This window comes from Streptomyces sp. NPDC056580, from assembly GCF_042793175.1.
GTDB lineage: Bacteria > Actinomycetota > Actinomycetes > Streptomycetales > Streptomycetaceae > Streptomyces.
This window is the reverse complement of sequence record NZ_JBHTVE010000006.1, coordinates 114832-137760: the sequence shown is the minus strand read 5'-3', so window position 1 is coordinate 137760 and position 22929 is coordinate 114832. Positions and strand designations below refer to the sequence as shown.

At 72.8% G+C, this 22929-nt stretch carries 16 protein-coding genes; 12 read left to right on the top strand and 4 right to left on the bottom strand.

Annotated elements, in window-relative coordinates; translation table 11 throughout:
- The first annotated feature begins 341 nt into the window (after positions 1-341).
- Positions 342-1538, top strand: a complete 1197-nt coding sequence (locus tag ACFQ9Z_RS14415) for an MFS transporter (RefSeq protein WP_383016199.1) — start codon at positions 342-344, stop codon at positions 1536-1538.
- Between the two features lie 611 nt (positions 1539-2149).
- Here the strand turns inward: ACFQ9Z_RS14415 and ACFQ9Z_RS14410 are convergent.
- Positions 2150-3172, bottom strand: coding sequence for a LacI family DNA-binding transcriptional regulator (locus ACFQ9Z_RS14410; protein WP_383016196.1), 1023 nt, complete (start codon positions 3170-3172; stop codon positions 2150-2152).
- Between the two features lie 180 nt (positions 3173-3352).
- Between ACFQ9Z_RS14410 and ACFQ9Z_RS14405 the strand changes: the two genes are divergently transcribed.
- From ACFQ9Z_RS14405 to ACFQ9Z_RS14390, 4 genes are all read left to right on the top strand, one after another.
- Entirely contained in the window at positions 3353-5179 is a 1827-nt protein-coding gene (locus ACFQ9Z_RS14405) for a glycoside hydrolase family 2 protein (protein WP_383016193.1), read from the top strand.
- A gap of 136 nt (positions 5180-5315) precedes the next feature.
- Positions 5316-6659 (top strand): ABC transporter substrate-binding protein, encoded by a 1344-nt coding sequence (locus ACFQ9Z_RS14400; RefSeq protein ID WP_383016190.1) that lies wholly within the window; start codon positions 5316-5318, stop codon positions 6657-6659.
- A gap of 34 nt (positions 6660-6693) precedes the next feature.
- Positions 6694-7599 (top strand): carbohydrate ABC transporter permease, encoded by a 906-nt coding sequence (locus tag ACFQ9Z_RS14395; RefSeq protein ID WP_383016187.1) that lies wholly within the window; start codon positions 6694-6696, stop codon positions 7597-7599.
- 1 nt (position 7600) lies between these two features.
- Positions 7601-8542, top strand: a complete 942-nt coding sequence (locus ACFQ9Z_RS14390; RefSeq protein WP_383016184.1) for a carbohydrate ABC transporter permease — start codon at positions 7601-7603, stop codon at positions 8540-8542.
- A gap of 64 nt (positions 8543-8606) precedes the next feature.
- Here ACFQ9Z_RS14390 and ACFQ9Z_RS14385 read toward each other — a convergent pair whose 3' ends face one another.
- Both ACFQ9Z_RS14385 and ACFQ9Z_RS14380 read right to left on the bottom strand, forming a co-directional pair.
- On the bottom strand, positions 8607-9116 hold the full coding sequence (locus ACFQ9Z_RS14385; RefSeq protein ID WP_383016181.1) for a GNAT family N-acetyltransferase: 510 nt from the start codon (positions 9114-9116) through the stop codon (positions 8607-8609).
- 121 nt (positions 9117-9237) lie between these two features.
- Positions 9238-10410, bottom strand: a complete 1173-nt coding sequence (locus tag ACFQ9Z_RS14380) for a S1 family peptidase (protein WP_383016178.1) — start codon at positions 10408-10410, stop codon at positions 9238-9240.
- 353 nt (positions 10411-10763) lie between these two features.
- Here ACFQ9Z_RS14380 and ACFQ9Z_RS14375 point away from each other — a divergent pair, with 353 nt between their 5' ends.
- A complete protein-coding gene (locus ACFQ9Z_RS14375) occupies positions 10764-11573 on the top strand; it encodes an SGNH/GDSL hydrolase family protein (protein WP_383016175.1) in 810 nt (269 codons plus the stop codon).
- A 43-nt stretch (positions 11574-11616) separates the two neighbouring features.
- Here ACFQ9Z_RS14375 and ACFQ9Z_RS14370 read toward each other — a convergent pair whose 3' ends face one another.
- Positions 11617-12573, bottom strand: coding sequence for a hypothetical protein (locus ACFQ9Z_RS14370; protein WP_383016172.1), 957 nt, complete (start codon positions 12571-12573; stop codon positions 11617-11619).
- 101 nt (positions 12574-12674) lie between these two features.
- Between ACFQ9Z_RS14370 and ACFQ9Z_RS14365 the strand changes: the two genes are divergently transcribed.
- The 6 genes from ACFQ9Z_RS14365 (at position 12675) to sbnA (ending at position 22913) form a co-directional block, all read left to right on the top strand.
- On the top strand, positions 12675-13211 hold the full coding sequence (locus ACFQ9Z_RS14365; RefSeq protein ID WP_383016169.1) for a cysteine hydrolase family protein: 537 nt from the start codon (positions 12675-12677) through the stop codon (positions 13209-13211).
- A 646-nt stretch (positions 13212-13857) separates the two neighbouring features.
- Positions 13858-16452, top strand: coding sequence for a Pls/PosA family non-ribosomal peptide synthetase (locus tag ACFQ9Z_RS14360; RefSeq protein WP_383016166.1), 2595 nt, complete (start codon positions 13858-13860; stop codon positions 16450-16452).
- 13 nt (positions 16453-16465) lie between these two features.
- The gene (locus tag ACFQ9Z_RS14355; RefSeq protein ID WP_383016163.1) at positions 16466-19729 is read left to right on the top strand and encodes an amino acid adenylation domain-containing protein; all 3264 of its coding nucleotides are present in this window, start codon (positions 16466-16468) and stop codon (positions 19727-19729) included.
- A 41-nt stretch (positions 19730-19770) separates the two neighbouring features.
- On the top strand, positions 19771-20775 hold the full coding sequence (locus ACFQ9Z_RS14350; protein ID WP_383016160.1) for a TauD/TfdA family dioxygenase: 1005 nt from the start codon (positions 19771-19773) through the stop codon (positions 20773-20775).
- Positions 20772-21842, top strand: coding sequence for a 2,3-diaminopropionate biosynthesis protein SbnB (sbnB, locus tag ACFQ9Z_RS14345; protein WP_383016157.1), 1071 nt, complete (start codon positions 20772-20774; stop codon positions 21840-21842). Before ACFQ9Z_RS14350 ends, sbnB begins: the two co-directional genes overlap by 4 nt.
- Positions 21843-21875: 33 nt before the next feature.
- A complete protein-coding gene (gene sbnA / locus ACFQ9Z_RS14340; protein WP_383016154.1) occupies positions 21876-22913 on the top strand; it encodes a 2,3-diaminopropionate biosynthesis protein SbnA in 1038 nt (345 codons plus the stop codon).
- Positions 22914-22929: the final 16 nt, after the last annotated feature.

Below are 22929 nucleotides of genomic sequence, written 5' to 3'. Positions count from 1 at the left end.
ACTCACCGCGGTCCGGGCGCCTGGCTCCCGCGGCTTCGGGGCGTGCCCCGTCCTCCCCGCAGGCGGGATCCGCGGAAGTGAAGGTGGCGGAGCGGGTGAAGGTCGCGCGTTGCCGTTGGGCGGCAGACGCGGTCCCTGTGTTTGTTTCCCCGTGCCGTTCCTCTACGCTCGAGGAGGCCATCAACTACCGCATGACATCAGCCCGGTGACGGAGTCGGCGGGGAGTGCGCGTCCCCGCTCCACGCCACCACTGGACGGCTTCAGGCGCAGCTACGGGTCGGCGAATCCGGACGCCGACGACCCCATCGGCGCGTCCCGCCGGGCGGCGAAGGGGACGCGTCGTGCCTTCGGCTTCGGTCAACTACCGCACCCTGCTGCGCACTTCGGGTGCCTGGGCCTTTTTCCTTCCCTCCGCTGTCGGGCGTCTGGGCATCGCCATGACGGGCGTCGGCATCGTCTGGCTGGTGCACGCGCGCACCGGGTCGTATGCCGCCGCGGGTCTCGTCACCGGCGGATTCGCTGTCGCGGACGCCGTCGCCGGGCCTCAGATCGGGCGCCTTGTCGACCGGTTCGGACAGACGCGGGTGCTCCCCTGCACGCTGGGCGCACACTCTGCGGCGGTGGCGCTGCTGCTCACTGGCGTCCTGCCGGACCTCGCCGCCGGAGTGTGCGTCGGGGCAACACTGCCCCAGCTCGGCGCCCTGTCGGCCGCCCGCTGGTCCGCCCTGTTGTCCGACGAACGGGCTGCCGCACTGCCCACCGCCTTCGCCTTGGAGGCACTCGCCAACGGTGTGTCCTACCTCGCCGGCCCCGCCCTCGTGAGCGCCCTCGGTGCGGCAGGCCGCCCGAGCGCCGGGGTGCTGCTCGCCGCCGCGCTCGTCGTCGGCGGCGGGCTCGCCCTCGCCGCCCAGCGCCGCACCACGCCGCCCCTCACCGACCGCGCCGAACGCCATCGCGCCGGACGCGCCCTGCTCCGCTCCGCATTCCTGCGGCAGGCCGCGCTCGGCCTCACGCTCGGGGTGTTCTTCGGCGCCACGCAGGTGTCCGTCACCGCGTACGCCGTCGGACGCGGCACGCCAGACGCCGCCGCACCGCTCTATTTCGCCTCCAACTGCACCAGCCTGGTGGGGAGCTGGGCCTACGGAGCGTGGCGCCACGGCGGCTCACCCCGGCACCACCAGGCCGCAGCCGCCGCCTGCCTCACCCTCACGAGCCTCCCGCTGATCTTCCTCGACACGCCCCTCGCGATCGGCACCACCCTCGCCCTGACCGGACTGGCCGTGCCAGTCCTGCTGATCCTGACCTCCGTCCTCACTCAGTCGTCGGTCCCGCGCGTGGTCCTCACCCAGGCGTTCACCTGGGGCAACTCCGCAAGCGCCGCAGGATCGGCGGCCGCCGCGGCGGTCGCGGGACGGGTGGTCGACGCGAGCGGTGCACACGGCGGCTTCGGCGTCGCGGCAGGGGCCGCGGTGGCGATGACAGTCCTGGCACTCGGCGGTCTGCGGGACTCATCAGCAGCTGAGGGCGAACGACCCTGACACGGGCCGGGGGACGCGGCCGAGCGCCGCCACCCGGAACACGTCCCACGTCAGGGTGGCGGCCGTCGGCACGAGACGCCACACGAATCTCCCCGTGCTCTCCGCGCAGTCGTGGCCGGCGCCCTGACGGTCTGCGGCGTGTTCGCCGCGCTCCCGCGGCAACTCGGACGAACTGTCGCCGAAGATCATCAAGGTCTACGAGGAGGGCCCCGACTGTCCACCCGGTGAACCCTGCCATGCCCAGGAATTCCACCTGTACTGCGTCTTCCAGGACTAGTGGCAGCCGGAACCAGGCCCGCGGTCGCGTCGCTCAGGTCCTGGCTTTCGGTGTGGTGCCTCCGGGGCTTCGGCCAGACGTGGGCGGCTGTCGGTGCCGAGCGTGTTGCCGGTGAAGGTCTCTTCCGGAGCGTTGTGGTCCGGGACGAGCAGGTCGGCCCGGATGTAGGCGACGCTCGTGCTCCGGGGCCTGGTCGCGGATCTCCTCGGCCGCGTGGATGGAGATTCCGCGGGCGCGCACCGACTTCGGCGAGCACTTCCTGGCCGGGCAGGACATCGGTGTCGAAGGTCGCACGGCGCCCGTCCCGCGTGTCCCACGGGGACCGCGGGTCCGGTCAGCCGCCGGTGCTCTCCCGGACGATCACCCGGTACCCCGCGACCATGTCCTCCGGGGCGCCCGACTCCGGGTCCTCCACGCGGTCCAGCAGGAGGGAGACGGCGCTGCGGGCGATCTCCTCCTTGTCGGGGGCGACGGTCGTCAGCGAGGGCACGCTGAAGCGGGAGGCCTCGATGTCGTCAAACCCCATGACGTCGAGGTCTCCGGGCACCGAGCGGCCCGCCTCGTGCAGGGCGCGCAGCGCGCCGAGCGCCAGGTGGTCGTTGAGGCAGAGCAGGGCGTCCGGCGGCTCGGGCCGGTCCAGCAGCGCGGCGGCCGCGCGGGCGCCGTCCTGCCAGTGGTAGGCCCGCACCGGCACCACGAGGTCCTCCGCGAAGGGCAGTCCGGCCGCGGCCAGCGCCTCGCGGTGGCCGTCGGTGCGCAGCCGGTCGGTGCCCTGTCGGCCCCGGACCGAACCGCCGATCACCGCGATGCGGCGGCGCCCACGCGTAAGCAGGTGCTCGGTGGCCTCGCGGGCGGCGCCGATGTTGTCGATCCCCACGTGGTCGGTGGTGCCGGCCGCGGAGCGCTCGCCGAGCAGGACGACGGGCAGCCGCCGGTCGCGGGTGGCGAGGTCGCGCGGCAGCAGGGACAGCGGGCTGAGGACGACACCGTCGGAGAACTGGGCGCCGAAGCCGTGCAGCGCGGCGAGTTCACGCTCCCGCACTCCCCCGGTCTGGTGGAGCAGCACGGTGCGGCCGCGGCGGTCCGCCTCGGCGGTCACGTGCTTGGCCAGCTCGGCGAAGTAGGCGACGTCGAGCTCCGGAACGGCCAGCGTGATCACCCCGGTACGGCCCTGGCGGAGCTGGCGTCCGGCGATGTTGACCCGGTAGCCCAGGGCGTCGATGGCCTCCTGGACGGCGGTCCTGGTCTTGTCCGAGACGTGCTCGAAGTTGTTGATCACATTGGAGACGGTCTTGGGTGAGACCCCGGCGTACTCCGCCACGTCCTTGATCCTCGGTCTGGCTGCCACGCCGATCATCCTCCCGCCTGCCGTGGATCATACCGATCGGCACGGACCGGGTCCGAGTCCGTCCGAGTGGCCGGATCCGGTCCGGACCCGGGCGCCCCCCACGTGCTTCCGTCACGGGTATTTACATCGATGTAAATCTCATGGTGCCATGTGCTCGCACCGAACAGCACCCCGGACGCAAGGAGCACCATGCCCCTCCCGCAGCCCACGGCCCTGCCCCGACCCGAGTACCCCAGGCCGCAGTTCGTCCGTGAGGCATGGCTGAATCTCAACGGCGAGTGGGAGTTCGAGATCGACCGGTCCGACACCGGCCTGGAACGCGGGCTCAGGGACCGCGCGCTCACCGGCCGGATCGTCGTCCCGTTCTGCCCGGAGTCCGAACTCTCGGGCGTCGGTGAGACCGACTTCCTCGAGGCGGTCTGGTACCGGCGCACGGTGACGGTCCCGGACGGCTGGACCGACGCCCGGGTGCTGCTGCACTTCGGCGCCGTCGACCACGACACCACGGTGTGGGTGGACGGCACCGAGGTGGCCCGGCACCGGGGCGGCTTCACCCCGTTCACCGCGGACCTCGGCGACCTGGCGGCCCCGGGCCGGGAGCTGACCGTCGTGGTGCGCGCCCGGGACAGCCGGCACGGCGTCCAGGCCCGCGGCAAGCAGGCCACCTGGTACGCCAACTCCCACTGCCACTACACCCGTACGACCGGCATCTGGCAGACGGTGTGGATGGAGCCGGTGCCCCGCTCGGTCGCCCTCAGGCGCCCGCGCGTCACGCCGGACCTGGCCTCCGGCTCCTTCCACGTGGAACTGCCGCTCACCGCGAACGCGCCCGGCCACCGCGTCCGCGCCACGCTGGGCGACCAGGACGGTCCCGTCGTCACCGCCGAGTCCCGGGCCGACCTCGGCCTCGCCCCCCGCCTCGTGCTGGCCGTGCCGGAGGAGCGGCGCCGGGTGTGGTCGCCCGCCGACCCGCACCTGTACGACCTCGTCCTGCAGGTGCTGGACGCCGGCGGAGACGTCGTCGACACCGTCCGCTCCTACGCCGGTCTGCGCTCGGTCGCGATCCACGGCAAGCGGCTGCTGCTCAACGGCGAACCGGTCTTCCAGCGCCTGGTCCTGGACCAGGGCTACTACCCGGACGGGCTGATGACCGCCCCCAGCGACGCCGACCTGGTGCGCGACATCGAACTGGGGCTGGCGGCGGGCTTCAACGGCGCCCGGCTGCACCAGAAGGTGTTCGAGGAGCGCTACCTTTACCACGCCGACCGCCTCGGCTACCTGGTCTGGGGCGAGTTCGGCGACTGGGGCTGCGAGACCGGTGCGCGCGACGACAACCAGCGCCCGGACGCCGGTTACGTCGCCCAGTGGCTGGAGGCGCTGGAGCGGGACCACTCGCACCCCTCGATCGTCGGCTGGTGCCCGCTGAACGAGACCTACCAGCACCTGCACGACCGCATCACCACGCTCGACGACGTCACCCGGGCGATGTTCCTCGCCACCAAGCTCGCCGACCCCAGCCGGCCGGTCGTCGACGCCTCCGGGTACGCGCACCGGGTGGCCGAGACGGACGTCTACGACTCCCACTGCTACGAGCAGGACCCGGCCGCCTTCGCCAGGACGATGGCCGGGCTGGCGAAGGACCGCCCGTACGTCAACACGGCGCCCGACGGCCGGCCCTGGTCGCTGCCCTACCGCGGTCAGCCGTACTTCTGCAGCGAGTTCGGCGGTGTCTGGTGGGATCCCGAGGCCGCGGCGGGCGCCGCCGGCGACGACACCGGGGCCTCCTGGGGCTACGGCGAACGCCCGCGCACGGCCGAGGAGTTCGTCGAGCGCTTCACGGGGCTGACCGCCGTGCTCCTCGACGACCCGGACATGTTCGGGTACTGCTACACCCAGCTCACCGACGTCTTCCAGGAGCGCAACGGCGTCTACCGCTTCGACCGCTCCGAGAAGGTCGACACCGCGCTGCTGCGCGCCGCCCAGACCCGGCCGGCGGCCTTCGAGAGCACCGGGTGACCTCCCGCCCCGGTCGCGGCCACGGCCGCGCGAGGATCGCGTGACCACGCGATTTACATCGATGCATGTCCATGGGGTGGCACCCGCGGGGCGCAAGGGGCGTCCCACGGGCCGCCGTCCTCAGGAAAGGAGCTGTATGACCGGCACATCCGCACCCGTCGGTCCCCCCGCGCCCTCGCGGCGGCGGGTGCTGACGGCCGCGCTCGCCTCCGGTGCCGCGGTGCTGGGCGCGGGTGCGCTCAGCGGCTGCGGTTCCGCCCAGGCGGCCGACGCCTCGACCGTCCGGCTGTGGGACCTGTTCAGCGGGGCCGACGGCGGGCTGCTCAACGACATGGTGCGCGCGGCGGGCCCCGGCATGCCGGGCACCCGCATCGAGCGCACCGTGCTGGAGTGGGGTACCCCGTACTACACCAAGCTCGCCATGGCCTCGGCCGGCGGGCGCGGCCCCGACGTGGCGATCTCCCACATGTCCCGGCTGGCCGGCTACGCCCCCACCGGGCTGCTGGACCCGTGGGACCTGGACGTCCTGGCGGAGTACGGCATCACCGAGGACGCGTTCAGCCAGGCCGTGTGGTCCCGCACCCAGTTCGAGGGCCGCACCTACGCGATCCCGCTGGACACGCACCCGTTCATCGTCTTCTACCATCCGGAACCCGCCCGCAAGGCCGGCCTGCTCACCGGGGACGGGGCGCTGGACACCGGGGCGTTCTCCTCCCCCGACGGATTCCTGGCGGCGGGCCGCGAACTGGCCAGGGCCTCGGGCGGACAGGGCATCGCCTTCGGGTACGTCACCGACACCGCCCAGGGGTGGCGGCTGTTCTACGGCCTGTACCGGCAGACCGGCGGAGCCTTCCGGCTGCCGCCGGGCGGGCCCGCCGAGGTGGACGTCGACCGGATGGCCGAGGTCATCGCCTTCATGGCGAGGATCGTCGACGGCCGTGTGAACCCCAGGCGGCTCGACTACGCCTCGGCGATCGCCGCCTTCACCAACCGCCGGACGGCGATGATCCTCTCCGGCGAGTGGGAACTGGGCACCTTCCGCGCCGCTGACAAGCACGTGGGAGCCGCTCCGTTCCCGACGGTCTTCGGGACTCCCGCCGTCTACGCCGACTCGCACTCCTTCGTCCTCCCGCACCACCCTGACCCGGACCCGGAACGCCGCCGTCGTACGCACCAGGCGGTCGCGGCGCTGCTGAAGGCCGGCCAGATCTGGGCGACCGCCGGGCACATCCCCGCCTACGGCCCGGTCACGCGTACGCCGGCGTACGCCAGGCTTCAGCCGCAGTCGCACTACGCCGCGGCCCAGGACCATGTGGTGCTCGACCCGTCCGTGTGGTTCGCGGGCGCCGGCTCGGACTTCCAGAACGCCATGTCGCAGGTGCTGCAGCAGGCCCTGCTCGACGGCCTCGCCCCCGACCGCGCGGCGCGCGCGATGGTGCGGCGCCTGAACACCTTCCTCTCCAAGCCCAGCCCGGCCTGACCCGGCCGCGATCCACCGCGCAGGAGGCACAACGATGTCCTCTCCCCACGCCTCGCCCCGCACCGGGGCCCCTTCGGCGCGCCGGCTGCTGCCCCCGGGCCTGCTGTTCGCGCTGCCCTTCCTCGCCCTGTTCGCCCTCTTCATGGTGTGGCCGCTGGTCCAGGGTCTGTGGATGAGCCTGACCGACACCTCGCTGTCGGCCCACACCCCGTCCTTCGTCGGCCTGGACAACTTCGCCGAGGCCCTCGGCGACGCCGAGATGTGGCGCTCCCTCGGCCACACCGTGTGGTTCACCGTCCTGTCCACGGTCCCGCTGGTCGCCGTGGCGCTCGGCATGGCGCTGCTGGTGCACACCGGCCTGCCGGGCCAGTGGGTGTGGCGGCTGGCGTTCTTCGCGCCCTACCTGCTCCCGGTCGGCGTGGTGAGCCTGCTGTGGATCTGGCTGTACCAGCCGGACCTCGGGCTGCTGAACCACCTGCTGGACCTGGCCGGCCTCGGACCGGTGTCCTGGCTGAGCGACGAGTCGGTGGCGATGTGGGCGATCGTGCTGACGACCCTGTGGTGGACCGTCGGTTTCAACTTCCTGCTGTACCTGGCCGCGTTGCAGACGATCCCGGACCACCTGTACGAGGCGGCGGCCATCGACGGGGCGGGGGCCTGGCGGCGGATGTGGTCGATCACGCTGCCGCAGCTCGGCCGGATCACCGGTGTCATCACCGTTCTGCAGGTCCTGGCCTCGCTGAAGGTCTTCGACCAGGTGTACCTGCTGACCAAGGGCGGCCCGAACAACTCGACCCGCCCGGTCATCGAGTACATGTACGACGTCGGCTTCACCGGTTACCGGCTGGGCTACGCCTCGGCGGTCAGCTACGTCTTCTTCGCCCTCGTCCTCATCGCCTCCGCGGCCCAGTACGCCGCCCTCCGCCGCCGGGAGAAGTGACATGACCTCCACCGAACTGCCCGTCCGTCCGGCCGCGCCGGGCGGCGCCGCCCGTGTGTCGAGAGGCCCGGGCCGGCCGCGCCGGGCCGCCCGGCCGAGCGGGAACCTCACCCTGGGCGACAGCCGGCTCGCCCGGGGACTGGCCCTGGCGGTGCTCGCGGTGCTGGCCGTGGCGTGGCTGCTGCCGATGGCCTGGGCGCTGCTCACCGCCTTCAAGTCCGAGCAGGACGCGAGCGATCCGGGTCGGTGGTTCCTGCCCCGGCACGGCTTCACGCTGCACGGGTTCTCCACGGTGTGGGAGCGCGGCGACCTGCCGCTGTGGATGCTGAACAGCTTCCTGGTCTCCGCAGCGGTCACGGTCGTCACGGTGCTGGTGTCCGCCATGGCGGGGTACGCCTTCTCCCGCACGGTGTTCGCCGGACGCCGGTGGCTGTTCGCGCTCACCGTGGCGGCCGTGCTGGTACCGCCACAACTGCTCATCGTGCCCTGGTTCCGGCAGATGCTCACCCTGCACCTGGTCGACACCTACGCGGCGGTCATCCTGCCGCAGACGGTGGCGCCGGTCATGGTGTTCATCCTGAAGAAGCACTTCGACTCGCTGCCGAGGGAGCTGGAGGAGGCCGCCCGCATCGACGGCGCCGGCCACTGGCGCGTCTTCTGGTCCGTGCTGCTGCCGCTGTCGCGGCCCATGCTGGCCGCCGTCGCGATCTTCGTCTTCATCGGGGCCTGGAACAACTTCCTGTGGCCGTTCGTCTCCACCTCGGACCCGGGCCTGATGACCCTGCCGGTGGGCATCACCTCGGTGAAGGACGCCTACGGCATCCAGTACGCGCAGACGATGGCGTCCGCGGTCCTCGCGGCGCTCCCGCTCGTCGTGGTCTTCGTCTTCTTCCAGCGCCACATCGTCAAGTCCGTCGCCACGACGGGACTCGGCGGCCAGTGACGGCGCCGAGTGCCCCGGACGGCGCACCGCGCGGGACGGCAGTGCCCCGCGCGGCCGGGACGCCTCAGATGCCGAACGGCGCGGCGTAGCGCACGGTTCCGGCGGGCAGCGGGCTGCCGGCGTCCAGCGCGAGGGCCATCACCGCCGCGTCGGGTACGTCGATCGTCAGCCGGATGCCGTGGGCGGAGGCGCGGGTGAAGCCGAAGCGCGGGTAGTACGCCGGGTGCCCGAGGACGACGACGTGGCGCTCGCCCAGCGCTCCGGCCGCCCGCAGGGCGGCGCGCACGGCCGCCGATCCGGCGCCGGTGCGCTGGTGTTCGGGACGTACGGCTACGGGGCCCAGGCACAGGGCGGGGACGTCGCCGATGTGGCACCGGGTCAGCAGCGCGTGGCCGACCGGCACGCCGTCCGCCCCGGTGCTGACGAGGGACAGCCCCTCGATCCGGGCGGGGTCGGCCCGCAGGGCGTCCACGAGGTCGGCCTCCAGCGGGGTGGCGAAGGCGGCCAGGTGGATCTCCCGGACGGCCACGGCGTCGGCGGCGGTCTCGGGGCGGGTGGTCCAGGTGTCGGGCATGGCCGGTGTGCTTCCGTTCCGCGCGGGGCCGGCACGCGGACGGTCCCGCTTGCCCGGGCGCGGGCAAGCGGGTGGGGGTTTTGCGCAGGAGGCGCGGTACCCCGGGCGCCGACACGTGCGGTCAGTAGGTGTGCAGGGTCAGACCGTACCGGCCCAGGATCTCGTTGACGGGCTGGAACCAGGTCTCGCCGCCGCTGGAGCAGTTCCCCCAGCCGCCGGAGGTGACGCCCTGTGCCTGGTCCCCGGTGATGAAGGAGCCGCCCGAGTCGCCGGGTTCGGCGCAGGCGCTGGTCTTGGTGAGCTGGTGCACCGCGCCCTGGCTGTAGTTGACGGTCTCGTTCAGGGCCAGCACCGTGCCGCAGTGCCAGTGCGAGGTGGAACCGGAGCGGCAGACCGAGGAGCCCACGGGCGCCACGGCCGAGCCGCGGACGAGCTGGTCGGGCACCGTGCCCCAGCCGAGCACCACCGGCACCGTCCACCAGCCGCTGCCCACGCTGACCCAGGCGTAGTCGTTGTCGGGGAACGAGGAGCCCTGGAAGGCGCCGATGTAGGAGCCGTCCCAGCCGCTGACCCCGGCGCCGGGCTGCCCGCAGTGCCCGGCGGTGACGAAACCGCCGTACACCGAGAAGCCTATGGAGCAGCGGACGTTGCCGGTGTAGTACGGGTCACCGCCCACCGTGCCGGCGGACAGGGTCCGCGGCGCGGCCGAGGTCTCGACGGTGACGGGCCCGGTACGGCGGGCCTGTGACAGGAAGCGCCGGACATCATTGTCGGACCGCTTGCCGCGGACGACCTCGACGACGACGGTGTCGGCCCGCGGATCGACGTGCCAGCTGCTCACGCCCGAGGGCGCGGTCAGCCGGTCGATGCGCGCCTTGGCCGCGTCCAGTTGCCGGGCACTGTGCTCGGCGGTGCGGACGGTGGCCCCGGACCGCTCGATCGCCCTGCGCGTGGCGGCCGGGGCGTCCTTGGTGAGGGCCACGGTCAGGCGTCCGCTGGGGGCGTCGAACCAGGAGCCCGCATATGCGGCGCCGGCCGTGCGGCGGGCGCCGGGGTCGAGGGCGGCGGCGCGCTTCTCGGCCGCGAGCCGGGCCACCGCCTGGGTCCGGGTCAGGCCGAGGTCCCGCTGCATGGCGGTCACGAGCCCGTCGGCGGCGGGCTCGGCGGATCGGGTGGACGTGGCGGGTCCGGCGGCGGAGCCGGTCGCCGACGCAGGGAAGGTGCCGGCCGCGCTCAGTCCGCCGAGGACGAGGAGTGCGGCCAGGGCGGCATGCGCGAGTCCGTTGCGTCTCATGGGGATTGCCCTTCGTCGTTCCAGGGGTGGGGGTGGAACAGCCGATGTCTGAGAGCGCTCTCATGCGTGGCGGGGCAGAGCCTAGCGGCGCGTGGGCGTCAGGTCCATGCCAATGCGCGGTTCGATCCGACGATGTGAAGCCCCGGCCGGCGGACCGCCGGTCGGGTGACGGCCCAACGGGTGAAGTCGGCCGGGGGCCCGGCCCGCCACCGCGCGTCCGCACCGGGTCCCGCGCACCCGCCCTCGCGGGGTGCACCCGCCCCCGCCATGAACGGCGGTGGCCGTCAACTCCACGGCGCCGTACGAGGGTCGGAGGCGGGCGGGGCCGGCCGGACCGGGATAGGAGGAGAGGCATGAGAAAGTCCCGAATAGCGCCCTGGGCGGTCTCCCTCCTCCTCGCGGCCGCCTGCACCCTCGCCGGTCCCGCCGCCACGGCAGCGGCACCCGGAATCGCGGCCACGGGCTACGTGGCCCTCGGCGACTCCTACTCGGCGGGGGTCGGCGCCGGCAGCTACCTCACCGCCGTTCCGCGCTGCCTGCGCAGCAACCTCTCCTTCCCCGCCCTGTGGGCCGCGGCCCACTCCCCCGCGTCGTTCAGCTTCAGCGCCTGCGACGGCGCCAGGACCGGGGACGTGCTGAAGAACCAGCTCGGTCCGCTCGGGCCGCGCACCGGCCTGGTCACCATCACGGCGGGCGGCCGGGACGCGGGCTTCACCAGCGTGATGGCGGTCTGCGTACTGGGCGGCAACGGCATGTGCCGGTCCGCAGTGGCCAAGGCCCGCACCGCCATGGACGCGACGCTGCCGGGCGACCTCGACCGTCTCTACTCGGCCATCCGCGGCAAGGCGCCCGCCGCCCGCGTCGTGGTGCTCGGCTACCCGCGCCTGTACCGGTTGAACGGCAGCTGTTCCGGCGGGCTGCCGGACGCCGAGCGGTCCGCGCTCAACGACGCCTCGGACCATCTCAACGAGATGCTGGCCGCGCGCGCCGCCGCCCACGGGTTCACCTTCGTCGACGTGCGCAGGGCCTTCGACGGCCACGAGATCTGCTCGGCCGAACCCTGGCTGCACAGCGTCGACTGGCTGGACCTCGGCGAGTCCTACCACCCGACGGCGAGCGGGCAGTCCCTGGGCTATCTGCCCCTGCTCACCGCGGCGTTGTGAGGCGTGGCGCCCGCGCCGGCCGCGGTACCGGCACGGGCGGCACTCATATGCCGGCCGTCGCCCTGCGCCGCGCCCGCTCGAACTCCTGGACCGGGTCGCCGCCCGCCTGCCAGGGCCAGGCGGCGACCGTGCCGTCGAGCGCCTCGAAGACCGCACGGGCCTCCGCCCGCCGGTCGGCGGCCAGCAGCGCGTAGGCGAGCAGGTTGAGATCGGCCAGGGCCGCGGCGTGGTTCAGGAACCCCGGCCGCACCCAGTTGTGCGCGACGCGGTCGAGGGCCTGTGCGCCCATCGCCTGGGACCAGTGGTTGCGCGCCACCAGCGCCTCGAACCCGCCCCGGTCGAGCACGGCGTGGTACTGCCGTACCTGGGCGGTGAGTTCCGTCGCCGCGCAGGGGGCGTTCGCGGGCATGCGGGCCTGCAGGGTGTCCACGAACTCCAGCACCTGGACGCGTGATCCGGCCTCCTCCGGGCTGAGGTAGCCCAGCATGCTCAGGTAGGCCACGCGGTTCCAGCGGTCACGCGCGACCACCTCGTTCCACACGCCGAACACCCGTGGCTGCGCCCAGCGTTCCACGCGGGCCACCGCCAGCAGGACGACCCACGGAGTGGGGTCCGGCGGCGCCAGTTCGGCCGCCCGCAGACAGCTCTCCACGACACCGCCCGCGTCCGAGAGGCCCCCTTGCGTGCGGGCGTGGACGACCTCGGTCCAGGCGTGCAGGACGAGCGCGTCGGCGTCGCGCGGCTCACGCGCGGCCCAGGACCGCGCCAGGTGCGAACCCGCCAGGAAGCCGGCCAGCACACCCATGCGGTGCGTCCGGCGGTCCCAGTCGCCCGGCGCCTGGGCCAGCAGCCGGGACAGCTGCGCGACGCACAGGTCCGTCGTCCCGATCGTTCCGGTCCTCGTGGTCGCCAGCAGGGACTTCAGCAGCCGGCCCAGCTCCTGGTCGCCGAGTTCCGGCGCCAGGCGTGCCCCTCTGCGGCGACGCGATAGAAAAGCCATGGCCGGAGGCTAGAGGGGGACGGGGATTACGCAAGGTGTGCGCCGGGATCGTTATCAGTAACCTGCCGGTTGCCCGTCGCGCTGAGTGGAACCCGGTCGGCATGAGCAAGACCGCGCTGATCGTCATCGACATGATCAACACCTATGACCACAAGGACGCCGATCTGCTGCTCCCCTCGGTCACGTCCGTGGTGCCCGTGCTGACCGACCTCCTCGGACGCGCCCGGCGCGACGAGGTGCCGGTGATCTACGTGAACGACAACTTCGGGGAATGGCGCTCCCACCACGGTGAACTGCTGGAGCACGCGCTGGCCGGGCCGCACGCGGAGCTGGTGGAACCGCTGAAGCCCGACCGGAACTCCCTGTTCGTGCTCAAGGCGCGCCACTCGATCTTCTTCGAGACTCCGCTGACGTACCTGCTCCACCAGCAGGGGATCGACCGGCTCGTGCTGTCCGGGCAGGTCACCGAGCAGTGCGTGCTCTACTCCGCGCTGGACGCCCACATCCGCCACCTCGACGTCGTGATCCCCCGGGGCGCGGTGGCGCACATCCACGAGGACCTGGCGGACGCGGCGCTGCGCATGATGGAGCGCAACATGGGGGCCGAGGTGTGCGACAGCGGCAGCCTCTGGGCCTGATCCCTCACGCCGCCCGCCCGCCGCTCGGTGCCGCCGCGGCCGGTCCAGCAGGCCGGAGACCTGCTGCCGTACCGCTTCCCAGGGCGACGGCGGCAGGCCGCCCAGGGCCGTCCGGCGCAGCCCGCCGTGGGTGTCCTCGGCGCGCCGCGCGGTGGCCGGCGGATTCACCGGTCACGTCGTAGCCGGTGCGCACGGCGACGCGCAGGCGCGGTCCCGCCTCCCGATCGGTACGGCCCCCTAGGCGAGGTTCTCCTGCGCTTCGCGCACGGATGCGGGCAGACGCGGCAGCACGGTGGCCGGCCTGCCTTCCCGGGGACGACTCGGCGGAGCGGCTCCCGGTGTTGCACGGGCGCGGACGGCTCGGCGGGGGCGCACCGGGGGCGGCCGGTCGGGTGATCCGTCGCGCGCCCCGGGGCAGCCTCAGGACCGGTGAATTCCGGCATCTCGTTCATTCGCACCACACATCGCGAAGGGTGCGAAGTGGCAGCCTCACCGTGATCGACCGAAACTGAACCTGGCGGTTCGTGATCAGCAATGACACCCCATGAACCTCCGACGGCCCGGTCGGGCCGCGCCGCGGTCCGCTCGGGCCGGGGAGCGGCCGCACCCCGCCGTCGGCCGTCCCAGAAGCCCTGCGGGAGATCGAATGGTGGAGCAGTCCTCCGAGGTCCGGGTAGCGGGACCGGACGAAGGCACGGACACCAGTCGGAGCGACGCGAATCCGGCGGCAGCGGACACCGAACGGGAACTCGCCCTCGCGCTGGCCGACGTCGTGGGCAGCGCGGACGTCCCGGTGGACGGCCACTTCTTCACCGATCTCGGCGCCAACTCGCTGGTGATGGCCCAGTTCTGCGCCCGGGTCAGGAAGAGAACCGACCTGCCCTCGCCGTCCATGAAGGACATCTACCGGTACCCCACGATCCGGAGCCTGACCGCGGCCCTGACACGGACCGCTCCCGAGGCCGCCCCGCCCGAGGGTGCCGCAGCGTCACCGCAGGCGCCCGCCGCGGCGCCGGAACGGGTGCCGCGCACGAGCAGCCGTGATCATGCCCTGTGCGGTTTACTCCAGTTGCTGATTTTCCTGGTGTACTCCCTGGCCGCCGGGCTCGTCACGGACCGCGGGTACCGGTGGGTCGCGGCGGGCTCGGGGCTGGCCGACATCTACGTGCGGTCGCTGCTGTTCGGCGGCATCGGGTTCACCGCCCTGTGCGTGTTCCCCGTCGCCGCCAAGTGGGTTCTGGTGGGCCGCTGGAAACCGGGCGAGTTCCCGGTCTGGGGCCCGCGCTACCTGCGCTTCTGGTTCGTCAAGGCGCTGCTGCACGCGAACCCGATGATCCTCTTCGTCGGCACCCCGTTGTACGTGCTCTACCTGCGGGCCCTGGGCGCGCGCATCGGCAAGGGGGTCACGATCCTCTCCCGCTCCGTCCCGGTCTGCACCGACCTGGTGACGATCGGCGCCGGAACGGTGATCCGCAAGGACTCGTTCCTCCTCGGCTACCGGGCCCACTCGGGGCGGATCCAGACCGGCCGGATCACCCTCGGCCGGAACGTGTACATCGGCGAGAAGACCGTCCTGGACATCGACACGTCGATGGGCGACGGGGCCCAGCTCGGTCACTCGTCGGCCCTGCACCGGGGCCAGGCGGTCCCGGCCGGCGCGCGCTGGCACGGCTCCCCCGCGGAGCCCGGCGGGACCGACTACGTACGGGTCCGACCGGCCCGGTGCGGGACCGCTCGCCGTGCGTGGTTCGGGTTCGTCACACTGGCCCAGCTCTTCCTCCTCTACGTCCCCCTGGCCGTCGGCGGGGGGTACATGCTGTTCAGCGAGGTCCCGGCGCTCGGCAAGCGGCTGGACCCGCGGACGGCCTCGCCGTCGCGGGCGGACCTGCTGCCCGACGCGCTGCTGCTGTCCCTCGTGCTGTTCGGCGGGTTCCTGGTGGGCGGACTGCTGGTGGTCTACACGGTGCCGCGCCTGATGAGTCCCGTGGTCAGGCCCGACCGGGTGTACCCGCTGTACGGCTTCCACTACACGGTCCACCGGGCGACGACCCGGATGACGAACGTCAGGTTCTTCGCCTGGCTCTTCGGTGACAGTTCGTACATCGTGCACTACCTCCGCGGCCTCGGGTACGACCTGTCGCACGTCGAGCAGACGGGTTCCAACTTCGGCACCGAGGTGCAGCACGAGACGCCGTTCCTGGTGACGGTCGGCAGCGGGACGATGGTCGCCGACGGACTCTCCATCGTGAACGCCGACTACTCCAGCACGTCCTTCCGGGTCTCCCGGGCGTCGATCGGGGCGCGCAACTTCCTCGGCAACAACATCGCGTTTCCCGCCGGGGGCCGGACGGGCGAGAACTGCCTGCTGGCGACGAAGGTGATGGTGCCCCTCGACGGGGAGGTCAGGGAGGGCGTCGGGCTGCTCGGCTCGCCGTGCTTCGAGATCCCCCGGACGGTGGAGCGGGACGCGCGGTTCGACGACCTGAGGACCGGCGAGACACTGCGCCGGCGTCTGGCCGCGAAGAACCGCTACAACCTGCGGTCCATGGCCGTGATGCTGGGCGCCCGGTGGCTGCACGTCTTCGGGCTCACCCTGCTCGCCCTCGTCTCGGCGGACCTGTACGACGCGGCGGGACAGGTGGTGTTCGCCCTCTACCTGACGGTCACGCTCGTCTTCACCACCGGCTACCACATCCTGGTGGAGCGCGTGATCATGCGATTCGGCCGGCTGCGCCCGCGGTTGTGCTCCATCTACGACCCCGTGTTCTGGCGGCACGAGCGCCTGTGGAAGGTTCCGGACCGGCACCTGAACATCCTCAACGGCACCCCGTTCAAGAGCCTCGCGTGGCGCCTGATGGGCGTGCGCATCGGCCGCAGGGTGTTCGACGACGGCTGCTACCTCACGGAGCGGACCCTCACCGTCATCGGGGACGACTGCACTCTGAACGCGGGGAGCAAGATCCAGTGCCACTCGCAGGAGGACGGCACCTTCAAGTCCGAGGGGACCACCCTCGGCGACGGCTGCACGCTGGGCGTCGGCTCCCATGTGCACTACGGCGTGACGGTGGGTGACGGCGCCGTGCTGGCCGCCGACTCCTTCCTGATGAAGGGCGAGGAGGTCCCGCCGCACGCACGGTGGGGCGGCAACCCCGCCGTGGACATGCCCGAGGCCGCCGGCCGGCCCGGCGACCCGGCGGCACCGCCGTGTCCGGCCGGCGCCGCTTCGGCGACGGTGAGTTGAGGAAGGCCATTCGATGGGAGCGCGCGTGGATGCGGACCGGGAGTTCTGGAGCCGTGTGCTGACCGCCGGCGGTCTCACCGCGGTGCCGCGGTGGGTCCGGGAGCCGGTGCCGGGGACCGCGGAGCACGAGGCGGCCGTGCCGGACGACGTGGCCGGGGCGCTGCCCGCCCTCGCCGAGCGGTGCGGGGCGCCGGCCGGCGCGGTGCTGCTGGCGGCGCACGCCAAGGTGCTGGCAGCGCTCTCCGGCGAGCAGGAGGTGGTCACGGGCTACGCGGCCGGCGCGCGCGGGGAACCGCTGCCCTGCCGGCTCACCGTTCCGCCGGGGTCCTGGCGGGACCTCGTGGCGGCGGCCCGGCGGGCCGAGGCGGAGGTACGGGAGCACCGGACCTTCCCGGTGGCGGAGCTGCGCCGGGAACTGGGCGTGAGCGAGCCCTCGTACGAGGTGGTGCTCGGGCCCCCGGACGCCGCGGACGGCTTCCCCGACGAGGGTGTGCTCCAGGTGCGCTGGGCCGACCGGGACGGGCGGCCGGTGCTGCGGCTGCGCTACCGCACAGACGTGCTGGACGCCGACTGCGCGAAGCGGATCGCCGGCTACCACCTGACGGCGCTGCGGCTGATGGCGGCCGACGTGGAGGCCGGGCACGCGCGCCGGGGCCTGCTCGGCGACGACGAGGTGCGCGAGCAGCTGGAGGGATTCGCCGGTCCGCACCGGCCGCTGCCGGACGCGCGGGCGCACGAGCTGTTCGAGCGGCGGGCACGGGAGCACCCGGGCGCCGTGGCGGCCGTGCAGGGCGACCGCGAGTGGTCCTACGGCGAGCTCAACGCGCGCGCGAACCGGCTGGCCCGGGCCCTGCTGGCGCGGGGTGTCGGCCGCGAGGACGTCGTCGCCGTGGTCACCGAACGCGATCTGGACTGGCTGGCCGCGACGCTGGCGGTGTTCAAGGCGGGGGCCGTGTACCTGCCGATCGAGCCGCACTTCCCCGCCGGCCGGATCGCGGCGACCCTGTCCCGGGCCGGCTGCCGGCTGGTGCTGACCGAGTCCGGCAGCACCGGCACCCTCGACGAGGCGCTGGCCACGCTCGCGGACACCGGGAAGCTGCTGGTCGAGGAGGCGTACGCGGAACCGCACGCCGACACCGACCCCGGGGTGCGGGTCGACGCCGGGCAACTGGCCTACATCTACTTCACCTCCGGTTCCACCGGTGAGCCGAAGGGGGCGATGTGCGAGCACGCGGGGATGCTCAACCACCTCTTCGCCAAGATCGACGACCTGGGGATCGGCGAGGGCTCGGTGGTGGCGCAGACGGCCCCGCAGTGCTTCGACATCTCGCTGTGGCAACTGGTGTCCGCGCTGCTGGTGGGCGGGCGGACGCTGCTGGTCCCGCAGGACGTGATCGTGGACGTGGACCGGTTCGTCGACACGCTGGCCGAGGGCCGGGTCACCGTGGCACAGCTCGTGCCCTCCTACCTGGAGGTCGTGGTCGCGTATCTGGAGCGGCGCCCCCGTGCCCTTCCCGACCTGCGCTGCGTGTCGGTGACGGGTGAGGCGCTGAAGCGGGAGCTGGTCCAGCGGTGGTTCGCGAACCGGCCGGGGACCGCGCTGGTCAACGCCTACGGCCTGACGGAGACCTCGGACGACACCAACCACGAGGTCATGGACGGGGTGCCCGAGCGGGTGCTGCTGGGCCGCGCGGTCGGCAACGTCCGCGTGCTCGTCGTGGACGAGCGGCTCTCGCTGGTGCCGATGGGGGCCCCGGGCCTGATCGCGTTCTCCGGCGTCTGTGTGGGCCGGGGGTACGTCAACGACCCGGAGCGCACCCGGGAGGCGTACCGCGAGGACCCGTACCGGCCGGGTGAGCGGCTCTATCTGGGAGGCGACTGGGGGCGCTGGCATCCGGACGGCAGGCTGGAGTTCCTGGGCCGCCGGGACAACCAGGTCAAGATCCGCGGCTTCCGGATCGAGATCGGCGAGATCGAGAACACGCTGCTGCGGGTGCCCGGGGTGCGGGACGCGGCGGTGGTCGTCGCCGAGCAGGCCGGCGGGAGCAAGCACCTGATCGCCTACTACACGGGTGAACGGCAGCCCGTGGAGACGCTGCGGGAGTCGCTGGGCGGCGTCCTGCCCGGCTACATGGTGCCCTCGGCCTTCCACTGGCAGCAGGAACTGCCGCTGACCGCGAACGGCAAGACCGACCGCAAGGCGCTCACCGCGCTGGCCGAGCGGGCGCCCGAGCCCGGGGCCGGCGACGCCGCCGCGGGCCGGGACGGTGCCGCGCTCACCCCGGCCGAGCGGAAACTGGCGGCCGCCTGGTCCGAGCTGCTGGGCGTGCCCGAGCACCGGATCGCCCGCACGGACCACTTCTTCGACCTGGGCGGCACCTCCCTGACGGCGGTCCGGCTCACCATCGCCCTCGACCGCGCGGTGTCCCTGAAGGACATCACCCGGCACCCGGTCCTCGCGGACCTCGCGGCCCTGGCCGACGGCGCGGGCCGGCGGCGCACCGAGCTGCTCCAGCCCCTGTCGCGGGCGGACTCCGGCGCCGACACCGCCCTGGTGTGCTTCCCGTACGCCGGCGGCAACGCCGTCAACTACCAGCCGATGGCGGGCGCGCTGGAGGGCAGCGGCCTGGCCGTGCTCGCCGTGGACCTGCCAGGTCACGACCTGTCCGACCGGCCCGAGCCGTTCGCCTCCATCGCGCGGGTGGCGGAGCAGGTCGCCGAAGAGATCGCCGCGCGCGGTCCGTCCCGGGTCATGCTGTGGGGCCACTCGTCCGGGGCGGCGGCGGCTCTGGAGACGGCCAGGCGGCTGGCGGAGCGCGGGGTCGACGTGACCCGGGTGTTCCTCGGCGCCCAGCTGCTCGGCACCGCCGACGGACGGCGGGCCGCCGCCGAGGAGCTGATCGGCCGGAGCGACGCCGAGATCGCCGCGCGGCTGACCTCGGACAGCGGCTACACCGAACTCGCCGAGCTGAACGACCGGCACGCCGGGCACATCGGCGCCGCCTACCGGCACGACTGCGTGTCCGCGCACCGCTACTTCCGCGACGCGCTCCAGAACCCGCCGGCGGCACGGCTGGCCGCGCCGGTCTCGGTGGTCGTCGCCGCCGACGACCCGCACACCGCCGGGCACGCCGACCGGCACCGCGACTGGCTGCTGCTCGCCGAGCACGTGGAGCTGCACGAACTCCCCGACGGCGGCCACTACTTCCCGCGCACGCGGCCGGCCGAGGCGGCGCGGGCCGTCCTGACCGCCACCGCTCCCCTGGCACCTTCCTGAACCTCGCCCAACCCGCAGCCGGGCAACGAAAGGAATCCGAGATGTCCTCCTCACCCCTGGCCACCTCGCTCGACGTGGAGCTGCGGCCGGACAGTCCCGCCGTCGTGCGCGCCGGCTCCCCCGGTGACGCGGCGAGCTGGGCGGCCGAGCACCGTGAGTCGCTGCGCGCGCAGGTCACCGAGCACGGGGCGCTGGTCGTCCGCGGCCTGGAGCTGCGGGACGCGGACCAGGCCGGAGCCGTCATCGCCGGGCTGGCCGGCGGCCTCATGGCGGAGCGGGAGGCGTTCGCTCCCCGGGAACCGCTCGGTTCGGGCCTGTACTCGTCGACGGCGTGGCCGGCCAACCAGCCGATGTGCATGCACCACGAACTGAGTTACGCGCTCGAGGTGCCCGGTCTGATGCTGTTCGCGTGCCTGACGCCGCCCGCCGAGGGCGGCGCGACCGCGGTGGCCGACGCCGAGGAGGTGCTCAAGGCGCTGCCCGCCGGTCTCACGGAGAAGTTCGAGCGCGAGGGCTGGCTGCTGACCCGGAGCTACAACGACGAGATCGGGTCCTCCCTCGCGGAGTCGTTCGGCACCGAGGACCGTGCCGAGATCGAGCGCTACTGCCGTTCCCACGCCATCGACCTCCACTGGCAGCCGGACGGTTCGCTGCGCACCGAGCAGCGCCGCAGCGCCGTGGTGCGGCACCCCCTGACCGGCCGGCGCTGCTGGTTCAACCAGATCGCCTTCCTCAACGAGTGGACGCTCGCCCCCGAGGTGCGCGAGTACCTGGTGGACGAGTACGGCGCGGACGGCCTGCCGTTCAACACCCGCTACGGCGACGGCACCCCGATCGGCGAGGACGTCGTCCAGGCGCTCAACGCGACGTACGAGAAGCACACCAGGCGCGAACCCTGGCAGGCCGGCGACCTGCTGCTGGTGGACAACATCCGCACCGCGCACAGCAGGGAGCCCTTCACCGGTGAGCGGCGGGTGGTGGTCGGCATGGCCGAGCCGCGGCGCCTGGCCGACGGCTCCCCCACCCCGGAGGCGAGTGAGCGATGACCCATCTTCTGTCGACCGGGACCCAGCCGGGCCAGCCGGGCCCGGCCAGTGTGCCGACGTTCGCGGTGGTCTCCGGCGAGCAGGTGCAACAGGCGCTCGGCGGGCGCGAGAAACAGATCGTGGAGCTGGTCGAGGCCACCTACCGGCTGCACGGCGCCGGGGACTCGGTGAACCCGCCGTCGTACTTCCTGCGCTTCCCCGACCGGCCCACCTCCCGGATCATCGCGCTGCCGGCCTCCATCGGCGGTTCGGTGAACGTAGACGGCATGAAGTGGATCTCCAGCTTCCCGGAGAACGTCGGCGCCGGGCTGCCCCGGGCCTCCGCGGTGCTCATCCTCAACGACCACGACACGGGCTATCCGTTCGCCTGCATGGAGAGTTCCATCATCAGCGCCACCAGGACGGCGGCGTCCGCCGCGCTGGCGGCCGACTGGCTCAGCCGCACCCGCGTCCGTCCCACCCGGGTGGGCTTCTTCGGCACCGGCCTGATCGCCCGCTACATCCACACCTACCTGGCCGGCACCGGCTGGGCGTTCGACTCGATCGGCGTGCACGACCTGTCCGCCGACAGCGCCGCCGGTTTCTGCGGCTATCTGCGCGGGACCGGTACCGCGGCGCGGGTCACCGTCCACGACAGCGCCGAGGCGCTCATCCGCTCCAGCGACCTCGTGGTCTTCGCCACCGTCGCCGGCCGGCCGCACGTCACGTCGCCGGCCTGGTTCGACCACAACCCGCTGGTGCTGCACGTGTCGCTGCGCGACCTCGACCCGGAGATCCTGCTCGGCGCGGCGAACTTCGTCGACGACGTCGAGCACTGCCTGAAGGCCGACACCTCCCCGCACCTGGCCGAACAGCGCACCGGCGACCGCGGCTTCCTGAACGGCACCCTCAACGACGTGATGCTCGGGCGGACCGCGCCGCCGCAGGACCAGCCGGTGATCTTCTCGCCCTTCGGCCTCGGCGTCCTCGATCTCGCCGTCGGAAAGTACGTCTACGACGAAGTGGCCCGGGCGGGGAACCTCCGCCTCGTCGACGACTTCTTCCACGACCTGCGCCGGCACGGCTGAGGCCGTCCCCCGGCCGGGACCAGGAGGCCCGCCGTGCCCGTCATTTCCTCTCCCAACGCCTTCAACGAAGGCAACCTCTTCGTCGACCTGGAATCGATCTTCGGGTGTCCCCTCTACCTGAAATGCGAGGGCTTCAACTTCGCCGGCTCCATCAAGCTGAAAGCCGCGAACGAGATGGTGGAGAGCGCCGAGCGGGACGGGGTCCTGAGGCCGGACTCCGTGCTCGTGGAGTCCTCGTCGGGGAACCTGGGCGTGGCCCTCAGCATGATCGCGGCGAGCAAGGGTTACCGCTTCCTGTGCGTCACCGACGCCCGCTGCAACCTGTCGACCAGGCTGCTGATGGAGGCCCTCGGCAGCCAGGTGCACGTGGTCGCCGACCCGGACGCCAACGGCGGCTTCCTCGGCACCCGGCTGGACTACGTGCGTTCGCTGTGCGAGTCCGACGACCGGTACGTGTGGCTCAGCCAGTACACCAATCCGGGCAACTGGCGGGCCCACTACCGGACCACCGGGCCGGAGATCGCCAGTCACTTCCCGCGTCTGGACGTGCTGTTCGTCGGGGCGGGCACCACCGGGACCCTGATGGGCTGCGCGCGCTTCTTCCGCCAGTGGCACCGCCCGGTGCGGATCGTGGCGGTGGACAGCGTGGGCTCGGTGGCCTTCGGCGGGGAGCCGGGCCGCCGGATGATCCCCGGCCTGGGCATGAGCATGCGCCCGCCGCTGCTGGACGAGTCCTTCGTGGACGAGGTGATCCGGGTGGAGGAGGCCGACACCATCCGCACCTGTCACCGCATGGCCAGGCGCGGCTTCCTGTTCGGCGGCTCCACCGGGACGGTGGTCAGCGGGGCGACCGACTGGCTGGCCGAGCACGGCACCAGCGGCATCACCGCGGTGGCCATCGCGCCCGACCTCGGTGAGCGCTACCTCGACACCATCTACCAGACCAACTGGCTGCAGGACCTGTACGGCGAGCACATCCTCGACCAGGTGCGGGATCCGGTCCAGGTGGACGGCGCCTGGCGGGAGGCCGGCTCCGCGACCCGGTCGCCGGAGCGCCGCAGAAGGCGGTAGCCCCGCTTTTCGCCCA